General features: G+C 71.3%; 13 protein-coding genes. 5 read left to right on the top strand and 8 right to left on the bottom strand.

The genetic code is table 11. From position 1 onward, the window contains the following. Nucleotides 1-4 precede the first annotated feature (4 nt). On the bottom strand, nucleotides 5-1,366 hold the full coding sequence (locus tag ACFXOA_RS03750; protein WP_385021929.1) for a glutamine synthetase family protein: 1,362 nt from the start codon (nucleotides 1,364-1,366) through the stop codon (nucleotides 5-7). A 74-nt stretch (nucleotides 1,367-1,440) separates the two neighbouring features. On the opposite strand from ACFXOA_RS03750, the gene ACFXOA_RS03745 reads away from it, so the two are divergent. Continuing rightward, nucleotides 1,441-2,169 carry a FadR/GntR family transcriptional regulator gene (locus tag ACFXOA_RS03745; RefSeq protein WP_385021926.1) on the top strand — a complete coding sequence of 243 codons (729 nt, stop codon included), beginning with the start codon at nucleotides 1,441-1,443 and terminating at the stop codon, nucleotides 2,167-2,169. Between the two features lie 111 nt (nucleotides 2,170-2,280). After that, the gene (locus ACFXOA_RS03740; protein WP_385021923.1) at nucleotides 2,281-3,009 is read left to right on the top strand and encodes a gamma-glutamyl-gamma-aminobutyrate hydrolase family protein; all 729 of its coding nucleotides are present in this window, start codon (nucleotides 2,281-2,283) and stop codon (nucleotides 3,007-3,009) included. A gap of 62 nt (nucleotides 3,010-3,071) precedes the next feature. Here ACFXOA_RS03740 and ACFXOA_RS03735 read toward each other — a convergent pair whose 3' ends face one another. The 3 genes from ACFXOA_RS03735 to ACFXOA_RS03725 all read right to left on the bottom strand — a co-directional run bounded on the left by ACFXOA_RS03735 (nucleotide 3,072) and on the right by ACFXOA_RS03725 (nucleotide 5,259). Beyond that, entirely contained in the window at nucleotides 3,072-3,530 is a 459-nt protein-coding gene (locus ACFXOA_RS03735; RefSeq protein WP_385021920.1) for a hypothetical protein, read from the bottom strand. 119 nt (nucleotides 3,531-3,649) lie between these two features. Continuing rightward, nucleotides 3,650-3,985 (bottom strand): hypothetical protein, encoded by a 336-nt coding sequence (locus tag ACFXOA_RS03730; protein WP_385021917.1) that lies wholly within the window; start codon nucleotides 3,983-3,985, stop codon nucleotides 3,650-3,652. A 329-nt stretch (nucleotides 3,986-4,314) separates the two neighbouring features. Further along, entirely contained in the window at nucleotides 4,315-5,259 is a 945-nt protein-coding gene (locus ACFXOA_RS03725; RefSeq protein ID WP_385021914.1) for a LysR family transcriptional regulator, read from the bottom strand. A 70-nt stretch (nucleotides 5,260-5,329) separates the two neighbouring features. Here ACFXOA_RS03725 and ACFXOA_RS03720 point away from each other — a divergent pair, with 70 nt between their 5' ends. Next, complete coding sequence (locus ACFXOA_RS03720) at nucleotides 5,330-6,484, top strand: TDT family transporter (RefSeq protein ID WP_385021911.1); 1,155 nt, start codon at nucleotides 5,330-5,332, stop codon at nucleotides 6,482-6,484. Here ACFXOA_RS03720 and ACFXOA_RS03715 read toward each other — a convergent pair. The 4 genes from ACFXOA_RS03715 to ACFXOA_RS03700 form a co-directional block, all read right to left on the bottom strand. Continuing rightward, the gene (locus ACFXOA_RS03715; protein WP_385021908.1) at nucleotides 6,423-7,133 is read right to left on the bottom strand and encodes a helical backbone metal receptor; all 711 of its coding nucleotides are present in this window, start codon (nucleotides 7,131-7,133) and stop codon (nucleotides 6,423-6,425) included. The two genes, ACFXOA_RS03720 and ACFXOA_RS03715, sit on opposite strands and share 62 nt — an antisense overlap. A gap of 12 nt (nucleotides 7,134-7,145) precedes the next feature. Then, the gene (locus ACFXOA_RS03710) at nucleotides 7,146-7,691 is read right to left on the bottom strand and encodes a helix-turn-helix domain-containing protein (RefSeq protein ID WP_385021905.1); all 546 of its coding nucleotides are present in this window, start codon (nucleotides 7,689-7,691) and stop codon (nucleotides 7,146-7,148) included. Between the two features lie 241 nt (nucleotides 7,692-7,932). Next, nucleotides 7,933-10,557, bottom strand: a complete 2,625-nt coding sequence (locus ACFXOA_RS03705) for an ABC transporter permease/substrate binding protein (RefSeq protein ID WP_385021902.1) — start codon at nucleotides 10,555-10,557, stop codon at nucleotides 7,933-7,935. Beyond that, nucleotides 10,550-11,647 carry a glycine betaine/L-proline ABC transporter ATP-binding protein gene (locus ACFXOA_RS03700; protein ID WP_385021899.1) on the bottom strand — a complete coding sequence of 366 codons (1,098 nt, stop codon included), beginning with the start codon at nucleotides 11,645-11,647 and terminating at the stop codon, nucleotides 10,550-10,552. The genes ACFXOA_RS03705 and ACFXOA_RS03700 overlap by 8 nt, the downstream gene beginning before the upstream one ends. A 262-nt stretch (nucleotides 11,648-11,909) precedes the next feature. On the opposite strand from ACFXOA_RS03700, the gene ACFXOA_RS03695 reads away from it, so the two are divergent. After that, nucleotides 11,910-12,818: a 5'-3' exonuclease H3TH domain-containing protein gene (locus ACFXOA_RS03695; protein WP_385022103.1), complete on the top strand. Its 909-nt coding sequence runs from the start codon at nucleotides 11,910-11,912 to the stop codon at nucleotides 12,816-12,818. Between the two features lie 65 nt (nucleotides 12,819-12,883). After that, complete coding sequence (locus ACFXOA_RS03690) at nucleotides 12,884-13,726, top strand: siderophore-interacting protein (protein WP_385021896.1); 843 nt, start codon at nucleotides 12,884-12,886, stop codon at nucleotides 13,724-13,726. The last annotated feature ends 19 nt before the right edge of the window (nucleotides 13,727-13,745 follow it).

The following is a 13,745-nucleotide window of genomic DNA, read 5'->3' as shown; positions in this document are numbered from 1 at the left end:
TGCCTCACAGGCGTTCGAAGGAGCGGCGGAGTTCCCAGTCCGTCACCGAGGCGTCGAAGGCCTTCAGTTCGACGCGCGCCATGTTGGCGTAGTGCGCGACGACTTCGTCACCGAAGGCCTTGCGGGCGCGATCGCTGCCCTCCCAGAGGGCGGCGGCGTCGCGCAGGGTGGTGGGGACCTGCTCGTATCCGGCGGTGTAGGCGTTCCCCTCGCAGGGGTCGGGCAGTCCGAGTTCGTTCTCGATGCCGTGGAGTCCGGCCGCGACCAGGCCGGCCACGGCGAGGTACGGGTTCACGTCACCGCCGGGCAGCCGGTTCTCGAAGCGCATCGAGCGTCCGTGGCCGACGACCCGCAGGGCGCAGGTGCGGTTGTCGTGGCCCCAGGCGACGGCGGTCGGGGCGAAGGAGCCGGGCTGGAAGCGCTTGTACGAGTTGATGTTCGGCGCGTACAGCAGGGAGAAGTCGCGCAGGGCGGCCAGCTGTCCGGCCAGGAAGTGCCGCATCAGGGGTGACATGGCGCCGTCCTCACCGGCCATGACGGCGTGTCCGTCGGCATCCTGGAGGGAGAGGTGGATGTGGCAGGAGTTGCCCTCGCGTTCGTTGTACTTCGCCATGAAGGTGAGTGAGACGCCTTCCTGCGCGGCGATCTCCTTGGAGCCGGTCTTGTAGACGGCGTGCTGGTCGCAGGTGACGAGGGCCTCGTCGTAGCGGAAGACGATCTCGTGCTGGCCGGGGTTGCACTCCCCCTTGGCGGACTCGACGGTGAGTCCGGCGGCGGCCATCTCGTTGCGGATGCGCCGCAGCAGCGGTTCGATCCTTCCGGTGCCGAGGACGGAGTAGTCGATGTTGTACTGGTTGGCCGGGGTGAGGCCGCGGTAGTCGGCGTCCCAGGCCTGCTCGTAGGTGTCCTTGAAGACGATGAACTCCAGCTCGGTTCCCACATGGGCGGTCAGGCCGTGGGCGGCCAGCCGCTCCAGCTGCCGCCGGAGGATCTGCCGGGGCGCGGCGGTGACGGGTGTGCCGTCCTCCCAGGCGAGATCGGCCATGACGAGTGCTGTCCCCTCATGCCAGGGGACACGCCGCAGGGTGGCGAGGTCGGGGCGCATAGCGAAGTCGCCGTAACCGTTGGACCAGGAGGACATGGCGAACCCGTCGACGGTGTTCATGTCCGTGTCGACGGCGAGCAGGTAGTTGCAGCCCTCCGTGCCGTGTTCCAGGACCTCGTCGAGGAAGAAGGTCGCCGCGAACCGTTTGCCCTGGAGCCGGCCCTGCATGTCGGGGAAGGCGAGGACGACGGTGTCGATCTCACCGCGCTCCACGAGCAGGCGCAGCTCGTCGGTTGCGAGCGGGGATGTGCGGTCTGCCACGGGATGCTCCTCGATCGGTCAGCCGGAAGGCTTAAGGTATGGGAGAAAACCATTGGGGGGAAGGGAATCGGGACGTGGCGGAAGAGACCGGTGACCCCGTGTTCCCTCATGGCCTGCGGCCGGTCCGCGCCGGCAACGGCTTCGAGGAGGCGCTGGAACAGATCCTCCAGGTGGTCCGGCTCGGCCTGGTCCCGGACGGCGGACGCCTGCCCTCCGAGCGGGAGCTGGCCGGGCTCCTCGGCATCAGCCGCGTCACCCTGCGCGAGGTCCTGAAGGTGCTTCAGGACCAGGGCCTGATCGAGGCCAGACGCGGCCGGTACGGCGGTACGTTCGTGCTCCCGCGCACGGTCGCCCCGGCCGACGGGGACGAACTGCGCCGCCGGGTGGCCGGCGTCGACCTCGAGGACCTCCTGCTGTTCCGCGAGGTGCTGGAGTCGGGGGCGGCGGGGCTCTGCGCGTCGCGCGGCCTCGACGCCGCGGGCGCGGACCGGCTGCGGGGAGCTCTGGCGGCGACACACGAGGCACCTCTGCCCGACTACCGCCGGCTCGACACCCTCTTCCACCTGACGCTCGCCGAGCTCGCCGGCTCGCCCTCCCTGGCGGCCCGCTACGCGGCGGTGCGGGCGGACGTCAACGACCTGCTGGACTGCCTGCCCCTGCTGGTACGGAACCTCGAACACTCCCAGCACCAGCACGCCTCCCTCGTCGAGGCGGTGCTCGAAGGCGACGAGGAGGCGGCGCGCGCGGTGATGCGCGAGCACTGCGCGGGGACGGCGGCGCTGCTCCGCGGTTTCCTGGCTTGATCTTGCTCTTCCGGATCACCGCTCTTGCGCGGCGGCCCGGCACGAACAAAGGTATGACGCGACACCATTGCACCGGGCCGGCCGCAGACCGGCCGCCGGAGGGACCGCGCCATGCACGAACCGCTCATCGGCATCACGACCTATCTGGAGCCGGCGGCTCGCTGGGGCGTCTGGGAACTCCCGGCGGCGGTGCTCCCCTCCGCGTATCCACGGCTGGTCCAGCGGTCCGGCGGCCTGGCCGCGCTGCTGCCGCCGGACGACCCGGCGCGGGCGGCCGAGGTCGTCGCACGTCTGGACGGGCTCGTGATCGCCGGCGGCGCGGACGTCGACCCCGGACTGTACGGCGCGGAGCGCGACTTCAGGACCGGCCCGCCGGCGCACGAGCGCGACGGCTGGGAGGTGGCCCTGCTGCGCGCCGCGCGCGAGGCGGGCACCCCGGTCCTCGGGATCTGCCGGGGGATGCAGCTGCTCAACGTCGCGCTGGGCGGCACCCTGACTCAGCACCTGGACGGCCACGCGGGCCCGTTCGGCAAGGCGGGGGTACTCGGCGAGCACATGGTGACACCGGTGGCGGGGACGCTGTACGCGTCGCTGGTACCGGAGGAGGCGTCCGTACCGACGTACCACCACCAGGCGGTGGACCGCCTCGCACCGGGCCTGGTGGTGTCCGCGTACGCGGCGGACGGCACGGTCGAGGCGGTGGAGCTGCCGGGGTCGCAGTGGGTGCTGGGAGTCCAGTGGCACCCCGAGATGAGCGACGACCTGCGGATCATGCGGGCCCTGGTGGAGACGGCCCGCACGCGTGCGGAGGCGGCGCAGCCGGTCGCGCACCGCGTCTGACGGTCCGTCCCGGGCGACGTCCGGCCCCGGGCCTGCCGCCCCGGGCTGGGGGCCGGGTCGTGTCAGACCAGGTCCGCCGGGTATCCGTGATGCGCCCCGCCGGGCACGAACACCCGCCATGCCTCCTCCGCCCCCGAGCAGTCGGGGAAGGCGGTGAGCCGGAATCCGGGCGACCAGGTCAGCACCAACTCGCCGGCCTCGCCGACGGTCACGGCGTCGACGGCGGGCCGCAGCTGCCCGAGGATCGAGCCGAGCGTGGCCGCACGGGCGTCGTACACCGTGCGGAACTCGTCGAAGGCGTGGTCGCCGGCACCCTTCTGCGCGTACCTCATGTCGGCGGAGCCGAGGACCGTCCTTCCCTCGTGCACGACCCGGAAGGGGCACTGCACGTGGACCATGACCTTCCCGCCCTGCTTCCCGGCGAGCTCGATGACTCCCATGTCCGCGGCCCTTCCGACCGAACGGACGACCGCGCCCCGCAGGAGAGCCGTGATCAGGTGGGTCGGTGTCTCGGCAGCCACCGGCGGCCTCGCTTTCTTCGACGTGTCCGTGGACTCGGCCCGCCCCGGCCCTTCAGCAGGCCGATCGCGTCCGCTCGATGCGGGCGCCCCAGGCCCGGTGGGAGGGGGCGCGGCACCTCTCAGGGCCCGCCGGCTCCGTCCTCCCCACCGTGTGCCGACCGGCCCGCCCGCGGTGCGGCTCCCGTGTCAGCGGGGCGGTCGAGCCACTCGTCGAAGCTCTCCACCAGGGCGGCGGTGACCGCGGTCGCGGGAGCGGCGGCCAGAGCCTCCCGGATCACTTCGACCGTCTCCCGGTCCAGGTGGAGGGTGAGCCAGAACCGTGGATCGACCGGCGTGGCCATGATCCCCGCGTCCGACCGCCGGACCAGGCCGGCCAGTTCGGCCGCGCGGTGCTCGTCGAGCCCGGGCATGTCGATGCTCCAGTACGGGCGGTCCGCATCCCGGTCCTCTGCCATCAGCGCCCTCCGGCGGGGCGCCGGCCTGAGCCGATCCTGGCTGCGGGACGGTACCGGCCACCGGCGCGGGCGCGTCGGGACATCCCGGCTCCTTCTTCCGAGCGCCGCAGGGCGATGATCACACGTTGCGGTCGCGTGCCGACCGTAGGGAGGAAGGGGAAGGGCGGTCCACACCTTTACACGGGTGCATGTGCGCACGATCCCGACCAAGCCCGCGAAGCGGATGGTGATGTGCGTCTCACGGGTGTCAGGCACCCGCCTCCTGCCCGGACGGAGGGTGAACGGGGGGCGCCGGGCACATGAACGCCGCGGCACCCGGGCCGGGCCGCTCAGCCGCGTACCGCCCCCACCGCGTGCGCGGTCAGCGACAGCAGGTCGCGGGCCGGGCCCGTGGGCCGGTGCCCGGAGGGCCACACCGCGCGGAGCTGGCGCCTCAGCCGTACGCTCACGACCGGGACCTTGACCAGGCGCCGGGCCGACAGCTCCTCCCCCAGGGCGAGTTCGCTCAGCACGCAGGGACCCGCGCCGCTCTCCGCCGCTCCCTTCACCGCCGTGGTCGAGGAGAGTTCGAGCAGCGGACGCGCCAGACCGCCGTGGACGGCGAGCGCGGCGTCCAGGACCTGCCGGGTGCCCGAGCCGTACTCACGCAGGATCAACGGTGTCGCCGCGAGTTCGCCGGGGGTCAGCGGGGTACGCCGGCGGGCCCACGGATGGGAGGGGGCGACGACCACCACGAGCCGGTCGTGTGCGATCACCGTGCCGTCCAGCCCCTCCGGTATCGAGAGGCCCTCGACGAAGCCGAGGTCGGCCTCGCCGGCCAGCAGCCGCAGCGCGACCGTGGCGGAGTTGCCCGCGAGCAGGGACACGGCGGTGCCCGGGCGTTCGGCTCCCAGGGCGATCAGCCAGCCGGGCAGCAGGTATTCGGCGATGGTCATGCTCGCCGCCACCCGCAGCCGGGAGTCCCGCCGGTCGCGCAGTGCCTGGGCTCCCGCGTCGAACGCCTCAGCCGCCTCGACGACCCGGCGGGCCCAGTCGGTGACCAGGGCGCCCGCGTCGGTCAGCCGGGAGCCGCTCGGGGAACGGTCCAGGAGAGCCACCCCGAGCTGCCGTTCCATGGTCCGGATGCGACTGGAGGCGGCGGGCTGGCTGATGCCGACCTCCTTCGCCGCCCGGCCCAGGCTCCCGTGCCGCGCCACGGCGAGCAGGAGCACCATGGCGCCCAGGTCGGGGACCCGGTGGGGCAGGGAGGACGGCACGGACTGCGGACTGGTCATAAGACCAGCTTATGACCTCATAGCCGCACGCTCCCTGGTGGCCGGCGGCGGGCACTCGGAGAATCGTGGCATGGCCATCTTTCCGCAGACCAAGACCGGGGCACTCCCCCTCGCCCCAGCCGTTCCCCCGCTCCCCTCACTGCGGCACATCGGCCCCAACTGGTACGCGACGGTCATGGGCACCGCGATCGTCGCGACCGCGGGCGCCGCGCTGCCGGTGCGGGTCCCGGGTCTGCGTACGGTCTGCGTGACGGTGTGGGCGCTCTCCGCGGTCCTGCTGGTCACCGTGCTCGCGGCTCGCGCGGGGCACTGGCTGCTGCACCGGGACCAGGCCCGCGCCCACCTCCGGGACGCGGCGGTCGCCCCCTTCTACGGCTGTCTCCCCATGGCCCTGCTCGCGGTGGGAGCCGCCACGATGGCGGTCGGCCGGGACCTCCTCGGGCACCGCGAGGCCGTCGCCGTGGACGCCGTGCTGTTCACCGGCGGCACGGTCGCGGCTCTCGCCGCCGCCGTGGTGATCCCGTATCTCATGGTCGTACGCCACCGGCCCGCCCCGGCCGACGCGTCCCCGGTCTGGCTGCTGCCGCTGGTGGCCCCCATGGTCTCGGCGGCCGTGGGACCCCTGCTGGTGCCGGAGCTGCCGGCCGGGCAGTGGCGCGAGGCGCTGCTGCTGGCCTGCTACGCCATGTTCGGACTGTCCCTGCTGGCGACGCTGGTGGTCGTGCCGCTGGTCTTCGCCAGGCTGCTGCACCAGGGACCGCTGCCGCTCGCGCTGACCCCCACGCTGTTCCTCGTGCTCGGGCCGCTGGGGCAGTCCACGACCGCCGTCAACCAGCTGGCCGATGTGGCGCCGGGGGCGATAGGGGCGCCGTACACCTCGGCCTTCGGCGCGTTCGCGGTGCTGTACGGGGTCCCGGTGATGGGCTTCGCCCTGCTGTGGCTGGCCCTGTCCGCCGCGATGGTGGTGCGCGCGGTGCGGCGCGGCATGCGGTTCACGATGACGTGGTGGGGTTTCACCTTCCCCGTCGGCACCTGTGTCACCGGTGCGGCGGGACTGTCCCGGCACACCGGGCTCGACGCGTACACGTGGCTGGCCGTGGCGCTGTACGCGCTGCTGGTGACCGCCTGGGCGGTCGCCGGCGTACGGACACTGGGCGGGCTGTTCAGCGGAGCGCTGCTCCCAGCGCCCCGGCCGCTTCGGCCAGCGACGGTCCGTACCAGGTGAGATGGCGTCCGTCGACGAGTGCGGCTCTCATCCCGGGGAAGGCCTCGGGTCCGTCCTCGGCCGTGAAGCGGTAGGGCTCGTCGGGCAGCACCACCAGTCCGGCCCCGCAGGTGTTGAGCTCGTCCAGGGGGACGCGGGGGTAGCGGTCGGGATGGTCCGCGTACACGTTCCGCACGCCGAGCCTGGCCAGCAGGTCACCCGCGAAGGTGTCGCGGCCGAGCACCGTCCAGGGCCGGCGCCAGACGGGCACGACCGCCGGACGCGGAGGTACGGCAGGGGGTGGCAGCGCCGCCCATGCCGCCTCGGCCTCGTCGAGCCACCGTGGGCGGGGCGCGGCCCCGCACGCGGTGAGGACCCGCTCCAGCTCTGTGAAGGCCTGGTCGAGCGTACGGACCTCGGTGACCAGGACCTCGATACCGGCTTCCCGCAGGGCGGCCAGGTCCGGCTCCCGGTTCTCCTCCTCGTTGGCGAGGACCAGGTCGGGCCTCAGGGCCGCGACGGCAGCGGTGTCCGGGTTCTTCGTGCCGCCGACGCGGGCGGCGCTCAGTCCGGCCGGGTGGGTGCACCAGTCGGTGACGCCGGCCAGCAGTCCCGGGGCGGTCACGGCGACCGCCTCGGTGAGCGAGGGGACCAGGGAGACGACTCGCACCGGCGGCTCCCGTCAGCGACGCGAGTCGTAGGTCGCGTCGATGTGCTCGGCCACGGAGACGACCAGCAGCCGGGTGCCCTCGACGGTGGCCCGCCAGCGGTGCCTGACCCCTCCGGAGAGGAAGAGGGTGTCCCCGCGGGCCAGGCGGTGCGCCTGTCCCTCGGCCTCCACGTCGACGGCTCCCTCCACCACGTACATCACCTCGTCGTTGCGGTGCTGGAACTCGCGCCCGAGGTCCTGCTCACCGATGAACTCCAGCGCGCTGAGCTGGTGACGTCCGCGCACCAGCCGGTGCACGCCGTCGCTCTCCTCGGCGCGCACCAGGTCCACGGCACGGGCCGAGTCGGCCGCGGCACGGAGGCGCGCGGTCGTGGTCTCGAGCGCCTGGGCGACCCGGTCCAGTGAGCGGGGGCTCGGTCTGGCCCGTTCGTTCTCGATCTGGCTGAGGAACGGCACGGACAGCCCGCTGCGCCCGGCCACCGCCGCCAGCGTCAGCCCGAGGGTCCTGCGGCGTCGGCGGACCGCGGCACCCACCCGAAGGGCTTCCTTCTCGTCCATGTCCGGCTCCCTCCCCGGATCACCAATCCTCCCGGTTCCCAGCACCCTACGCATGTCGTTCGCGCGATGGAGCGGAAGTGGGCGGACGCGAGACCTTCGGGGACTCCTTGGGACAAGCCTGAAGGGGACGGCTCCGGTTCGCTACCGGGGCCGTCCCCTTAGTCGCCGGCGGACCAGCGGGTGCTCGTGGATCAGCGGGTGGCGCGCACTCGCGTCCCGGCCACGTCCGGGTCCGTACGGATCAGCCCTTGACCGGGGCCAGCTTGTCGATCACGTCCGGGTTGGCGTCCATCCAGTGACGGGCGGACTCCTTCTCGTTCCCGGCGCCGCCCTTCTGGATCTCCGCCTCGAGCGAGGACAGCTGGGCGTCGGTGAGCTTGAAGTCCTTCAGCCAGCCGGTGAGCTCCGGGAAGTCCTTGGCGAAGTCCTTCTTGGCGACCGTGTGGATCTCGTCGCCCTTGCCCCAGGCACCCTTCGGGTCCTTGAGCTTCTTCAGGTCGTGCTTCGCGTAGGCCCAGTGCGGCGACCACAGGGTCGTCACCACCGGCTCCTTCTTCTGGATCGACCGGTTCAGCTCCGCCAGCATCGACGAGGTGCTGGACGAGACGACCTTGTACTCGCCGTCCAGGCCGTACGCCTTGAGCACCTTGTCGTTCAGGATGCCCATCATCCCGGCGCTCGACTCGATCCCGATGATCTTGTTGCCGAACTTCTTGCCCTGGCCCTTGAGGTCCTCGAGCGAGTCGATCCCCTTGACGTACGACGGAACCGTCAGCTCCAGCGACGTCGGCCCGTACCAGGACCCGAGGTCGGTGAGCTTGTCCTTGTAACGCTCCCAGTACTCCTTGTGCGTCGTCGGCAGCCAGGAGTCGAACTGGACGTCGAGCTGGCCCTGCGACAGACCGGTGTACAGCGGGCCGGGGTCGAGCTGCTTGACCGAGGTCTTGTAACCGCGGTCCTCCAGCATGTTCTCCCAGAGGTAGGTGCTGGCGATGGCCTCGTCCCACGGGAAGTACCCGAGGTTGACCGTCTTGCCCGCGTCCTTGCCCTGCTTCTTCGCCCCACCGGGCACGGGTGCGAGCTTGTCGACCAGGCCGGGGTTCTTCTTCAGCCAGGCGCGGACACCGTCCTGCTCCTTGCCCTCACCGGCGTTCTGGATCTCGTTCTCCAGACTGGTCAGCTGCTTCTCGCTGAGCTTGAAGTCCTTCAGCCACTTGGCGACCGCCGGCGACTTCTTCGCGAAGCCCTTGTGGGCGACGGTGTGGACCTGCTCGCCCTTGCCCCAGGCGCCCTTCGGGTCCTTGAGCTTCTTCAGGTCGTACTTGTCGTAGGCCCAGTGCGGCGACCACAGGGTCACCACCACCGGCTCCTTCTTCTGGATCGACCGGTTCAGCTCCGCCAGCATCGACGAGGTGCTGGACGAGACGACCTTGTACTCGCCGTCCAGGCCGTAGTCCTTGAGCACCTTCTTGTTGAGGGTGCCCATCATCCCGGCGCTCGACTCGATGCCGATGATCTTGCCGTCGAACTTCTTGCCCTGGCCCTTGAGGTCCTCGAGCGAGTCGATGCCCTTGACGTACGACGGAACCGTCAGCTCCAGCGACGTCGGGCCGTACCAGGCGCCCATGTCGTCCAGCTGGTCGCTGTACTTGTCCCAGTAGTCCTTGTGCGTGGTGGGCAGCCAGGAGTCGGTCTGGAAGTCGACGTCACCGCGGGCGACACCGGAGTAGAGCGGACCGGCGTCGAGCTGGGTCATCCCGGTCTCGAAACCGCGCTGCTCCAGGATCTCCTTCCAGAGGAAGGTGGAGGCGATGCCCTCGTCCCACGGGATGTATCCCATGTTGATCTTCTGGCCCTTGCCGACGTCCGTGCCGCCGGCCTGCGCGCCGCCGGAGCCGGCGGATCCCGCGATGTTCAGACCGCCCGCGACGAGCGCGAGGACGATGACACCGGTCATGGCGACGGCCGTTCCCGGCTTGTAGTGCGTGAACCGCAGCTTGCGCGCGCCGGCGGCGGCCTTGGCCGCGGCGCGGCGGCCGAGGGGGGAGACGCGCTCGTTGAGCGCGCCGGTCATCCGGTCCAGGTACATGGCGAGGATGACGACGGCGATACCGCTCTCGGCGGCCAGGCCGACCTGGAGCTGGGTGATCGCGGCGTAGACCTTCTCACCGAGACCGCCGGCACCGGCCATGCCGCCGATGACGACCATCGACAGGGCCAGCATGATGACCTGGTTGATCCCGGCCATGATCGTCGGCAGGGCGAGCGGCAGCTGCACCCGGGTGAGGGTGTGCTTGGGCGTGGTGCCGAAGGCCGCGGCGGCCTCGACGAGTTCGCCGTCGACCTGCCGGATGCCGAGCTCGGTCATCCGGACGCCCGGGGGCATCGCGAAGACGATCGTCGCGATCACACCGGGGGTGACGCCGACGCCGAAGAACATGACGCCGGGGATCAGGTAGACGAAGGCGGGCATCGTCTGCATGACGTCGAGCACAGGCCGCAGGGCGGCGCTGACCCGGCTGTTGCGTGCCGCCCAGATACCCATGGGCACCGCGATCACGATGGTGATGACCGCTGCCACCACCACCAGTGAGAGCGTGGCCATGGCCTCGTCCCAGAGGTCGAGCGAGTCGATGAGCGCGAATCCGACGAAGGTCAGCGCGGCGGGGACGATCCCGCGCAGCCAGAACGCGATGACGGCGAGGATCCCGGCCATCAGCAGGGGTTCGCCACCGCTCAGCACGGCGTTGACGCCGTCGTACATGCCGCCGAGCACGGTCTTGATGAAGTCGAAGATCCAGGTGAGGTTCGACTGGAGCCAGTCGACCGCGTCCTCGACCCACGCACCGAAGGTCAGCCTAGGCACCGGCGGTCACCTTCTCCGCACGCTGCGCCGGGACCGGTTCGGCCGGGGCGTCCACCTTCGGTTCCTCTCCGAGCGCGGCGAGAAGCCGGTCGCGCGGGACGACGCCTATGAGGTCGCCGTCCTCACCGGTGACGGCCACGGCCGCCCCGCTGGTGGAGCAGGGGGTGAAGAGCTCCGCGATCGGGGTCTCCGAGGTCACGGTCGCGGGCGCGTCGGCCAGCAGGTCCGTGTCGGAGACACCGGTCTCGGGCGCCTCCATGATCGAACCGGCGGTGAGCACCCTGGACCGGTCGACGTCCTGGATGAAGGAGGCGACGTAGTCGTTGGACGGGCGGACGAGGATGTCCTCGGCGCTGCCCTGCTGCACGATCTCGCCGTCACGCATCACGGCGATGCGGTCGCCGAGGCGCATGGCCTCGTTGAGGTCGTGGGTGATGAAGACGATCGTCTTCTTCAGGCGCTTCTGCAGCTCCAGGAGCTGGTCCTGCATGTCACGGCGGATCAGCGGGTCGAGCGCGCTGAAGGACTCGTCCATCAGCAGCAGGTCGGCGTCGGTGGCGAGCGCGCGGGCCAGGCCCACGCGCTGCTGCATGCCGCCGGACAGCTCGTCGGGCCAGGACTTCTCCCAGCCGGCGAGGCCGGTCAGCTCCAGAGCCTCGGTGGCGCGGGCCTCCCGCTCGGCACGCGGCACACCCTGGACCTCCAGGCCGTACGCCGCGTTCTCCAGCACGCTCCTGTGGGGGAAGAGCGCGAAGTGCTGGAAGACCATGCTGATCTTGGTGGAGCGGACTTCGCGCAGGTCGCGGGAGCTCAGCGCGGTCAGGTCCTGACCGTCGAAGAGAACCCGGCCCGCGGTGGGCTCCAGCAGGCCGTTGAGCATCCGCAGCAAGGTGGACTTCCCGGATCCGGAGAGCCCCATGACGACGAAGATCTGGCCCGGCTCCACGGTGAACGAGGCGTCGATCACCGCTGCCGTCGTTCCGTCGGCACGCAGCTCGTCACGCGAGGTTCCGCCCTCGAGCTTCTTCACGGCTTGATCGGGTCGTCTGCCGAACACCTTGTACAGGTGTTCCGCTTGCAGCCTGGACACATACACCTCACGCGTTGGACCGAAACGGTCCGCCACCCCCGCGGGCAGACCGTGGAGCGGTGCGGAGTCTTCCCGCAGAGCACGGGCACACTGGAAAATGGCCGTGGTCCGCTCCGGTGCCGCGCCTGCCCCTGCTTACGCGACCCAAACACCTGTGTGATCCAGTTCACCTGAATCGTGCGGCCGGAGCGGGAACCGGACGCCTTCCCGGCGCTCGTCGTCGGAGCGGTGCGGCATCATCTGGGGTGTGACGCGACGCCTGATGCTCCTCGACACCGCTTCCCTGTATTTCCGCGCCTACTTCGGCGTCCCGGACTCGGTGCGCGCACCGGACGGCACCCCGGTCAACGCCGTGCGCGGACTGCTCGACTTCATCGCCAGGCTGGTGCAGGACCACCGCCCCGACGACCTGGTGGCCTGCATGGACGCGGACTGGCGCCCGCAGTGGCGGGTCGACCTGATCCCGACGTACAAGGCGCACCGGGTGGCCGTCGAGACCGCCGGCGGGGTTCCGGACGAGGAGGAGATCCCCGACACGCTCTCGCCGCAGGTCCCCGTCATCGAGCAGGTGCTCGACGCGCTCGGCATCGCCCGCGTGGGCGTCCCGTCGTACGAGGCGGACGACGTGATCGGCACACTGGCCGGGCGCGCCACGGGCCCGGTCGACATCGTGACCGGGGACCGCGACCTCTACCAGCTGGTCGACGACGCCCGCGAGGTCCGCGTGCTGTACCCACTGAAGGGCGTGGGGACGCTCCAGGTGACGGACGAGGCCTGGCTGCGCGGCAAGTACGGCGTCGACGGCGCCGGATACGTCGACCTGGCCCTCCTGCGCGGCGACCCGAGCGACGGGCTGCCGGGAGTGCCCGGGATCGGCGAGAAGACGGCGGCGAAGCTGCTCGACGCCTTCGGCGATCTGGCGGGGATCATGGCCGCGGTGGACGACCCCTCCGCACGCCTGACCCCGTCCCAGCGCAAGCGGCTCGACGAGGCCCGGGACTACATCGCGGTCGCACCCAAGGTCGTCCGCGTGGCCGGCGACGTACCGCTGCCCGCCTTCGAGCCGGGGCTTCCGCGGGAGCCCCGCGACCCCGCGGCCCTGGAGGCCCTCACGGCGAGGTGGGGCCTGGGCAACGCCGTGCAGCGCCTGCTCGTCACGCTCCAGGCGTGAGGTGCTAGCTTAGGTATACCTAAGTCGAAGATGACCTCATGCATGCTCAGAGCAGGGAGAACCACGTGGCAGAGCAGCCGCAACGCCGGACCCCGAAGGCACGGGGGGCCCAGGTTCTGCGCACCGAGCAGATCACCCCGCACATGGTGCGGGTGGTCCTCGGCGGCGAGGGCCTTGCCGACTTCGAGCTCGACGGATACACCGACCACTACGTCAAGCTGTGCTTCGCGCCGGAGGGCGCGGAGTACTCCCACCCCTTCGACATGGCGGCGATCCGGGAGGAGTACCCGCGCGAGCTGTGGCCGACCACCCGCACCTACACGGTCCGCTCCTGGGACCCCTCGGCGCGTGAGCTCGCGATCGACTTCGTGGTGCACGGGGACCAGGGCCTCGCGGGCCCCTGGGCGGCGCGGGCGGTCCCCGGCGACCTGGCGACCCTCCTGGGCCCCGGCGGGGGCTACGCCCCACAGGCCTCGGCCGGCTGGCATCTGCTGGTGGGCGACGAGAGCGCGCTCCCGGCCATCGCGGCGTCGCTGGAGCAGATGCCGCAGGGCGCCGTGGCGCACACCTTCGTGGAGGTCCCGGACGCCTCGGAGGAGCAGAAGCTCGTGGCTCCGGACGGCGTCACGGTGACCTGGCTGCACCGCGGCGACCGCCCGGTCGGCGCGGCGCTCGTCGAGGCGGTGCGCGGACTGGAGTTCCCCGAGGGCGAGGTCCAGGCGTTCGTGCACGGCGAGGCCGGCTTCGTGAAGGAGATCCGGCGCCACCTCCGCCTGGAGCGCGGCATCCCCCTGCCGCAGCTGTCGATCTCGGGTTACTGGCGCCTGGGTCAGGACGACGAGGCGTGGCGCGCGGTCAAGCGCGAGTGGAACGAGCAGGTGGAGCGCGAGGAGGAGAGCGCCGCGTAACACCGGCCCCCTCCTCCCG

It is taken from the genome of Streptomyces sp. NPDC059166, from assembly GCF_042755185.1.
Classification (GTDB): Bacteria; Actinomycetota; Actinomycetes; order Streptomycetales; family Streptomycetaceae; genus Streptomyces.
The sequence above is the reverse complement of the archived record's forward strand: the minus strand, read 5'-3'. Positions and strand labels throughout refer to the sequence as shown.

Coding starts and splice junctions, on each gene's coding strand:
- ACFXOA_RS03740 (WP_385021923.1), top strand. CDS start 2,281: ATGCACGAACCGCTCATCGGCATCACGACCTATCTGGAGCCGGCGGCT.
- ACFXOA_RS03730 (WP_385021917.1), bottom strand. CDS start 3,985: ATGGCAGAGGACCGGGATGCGGACCGCCCGTACTGGAGCATCGACATG.
- ACFXOA_RS03725 (WP_385021914.1), bottom strand. CDS start 5,259: ATGACCAGTCCGCAGTCCGTGCCGTCCTCCCTGCCCCACCGGGTCCCC.
- ACFXOA_RS03720 (WP_385021911.1), top strand. CDS start 5,330: ATGGCCATCTTTCCGCAGACCAAGACCGGGGCACTCCCCCTCGCCCCA.
- ACFXOA_RS03710 (WP_385021905.1), bottom strand. CDS start 7,691: ATGGACGAGAAGGAAGCCCTTCGGGTGGGTGCCGCGGTCCGCCGACGC.
- ACFXOA_RS03695 (WP_385022103.1), top strand. CDS start 11,910: ATGCTCCTCGACACCGCTTCCCTGTATTTCCGCGCCTACTTCGGCGTC.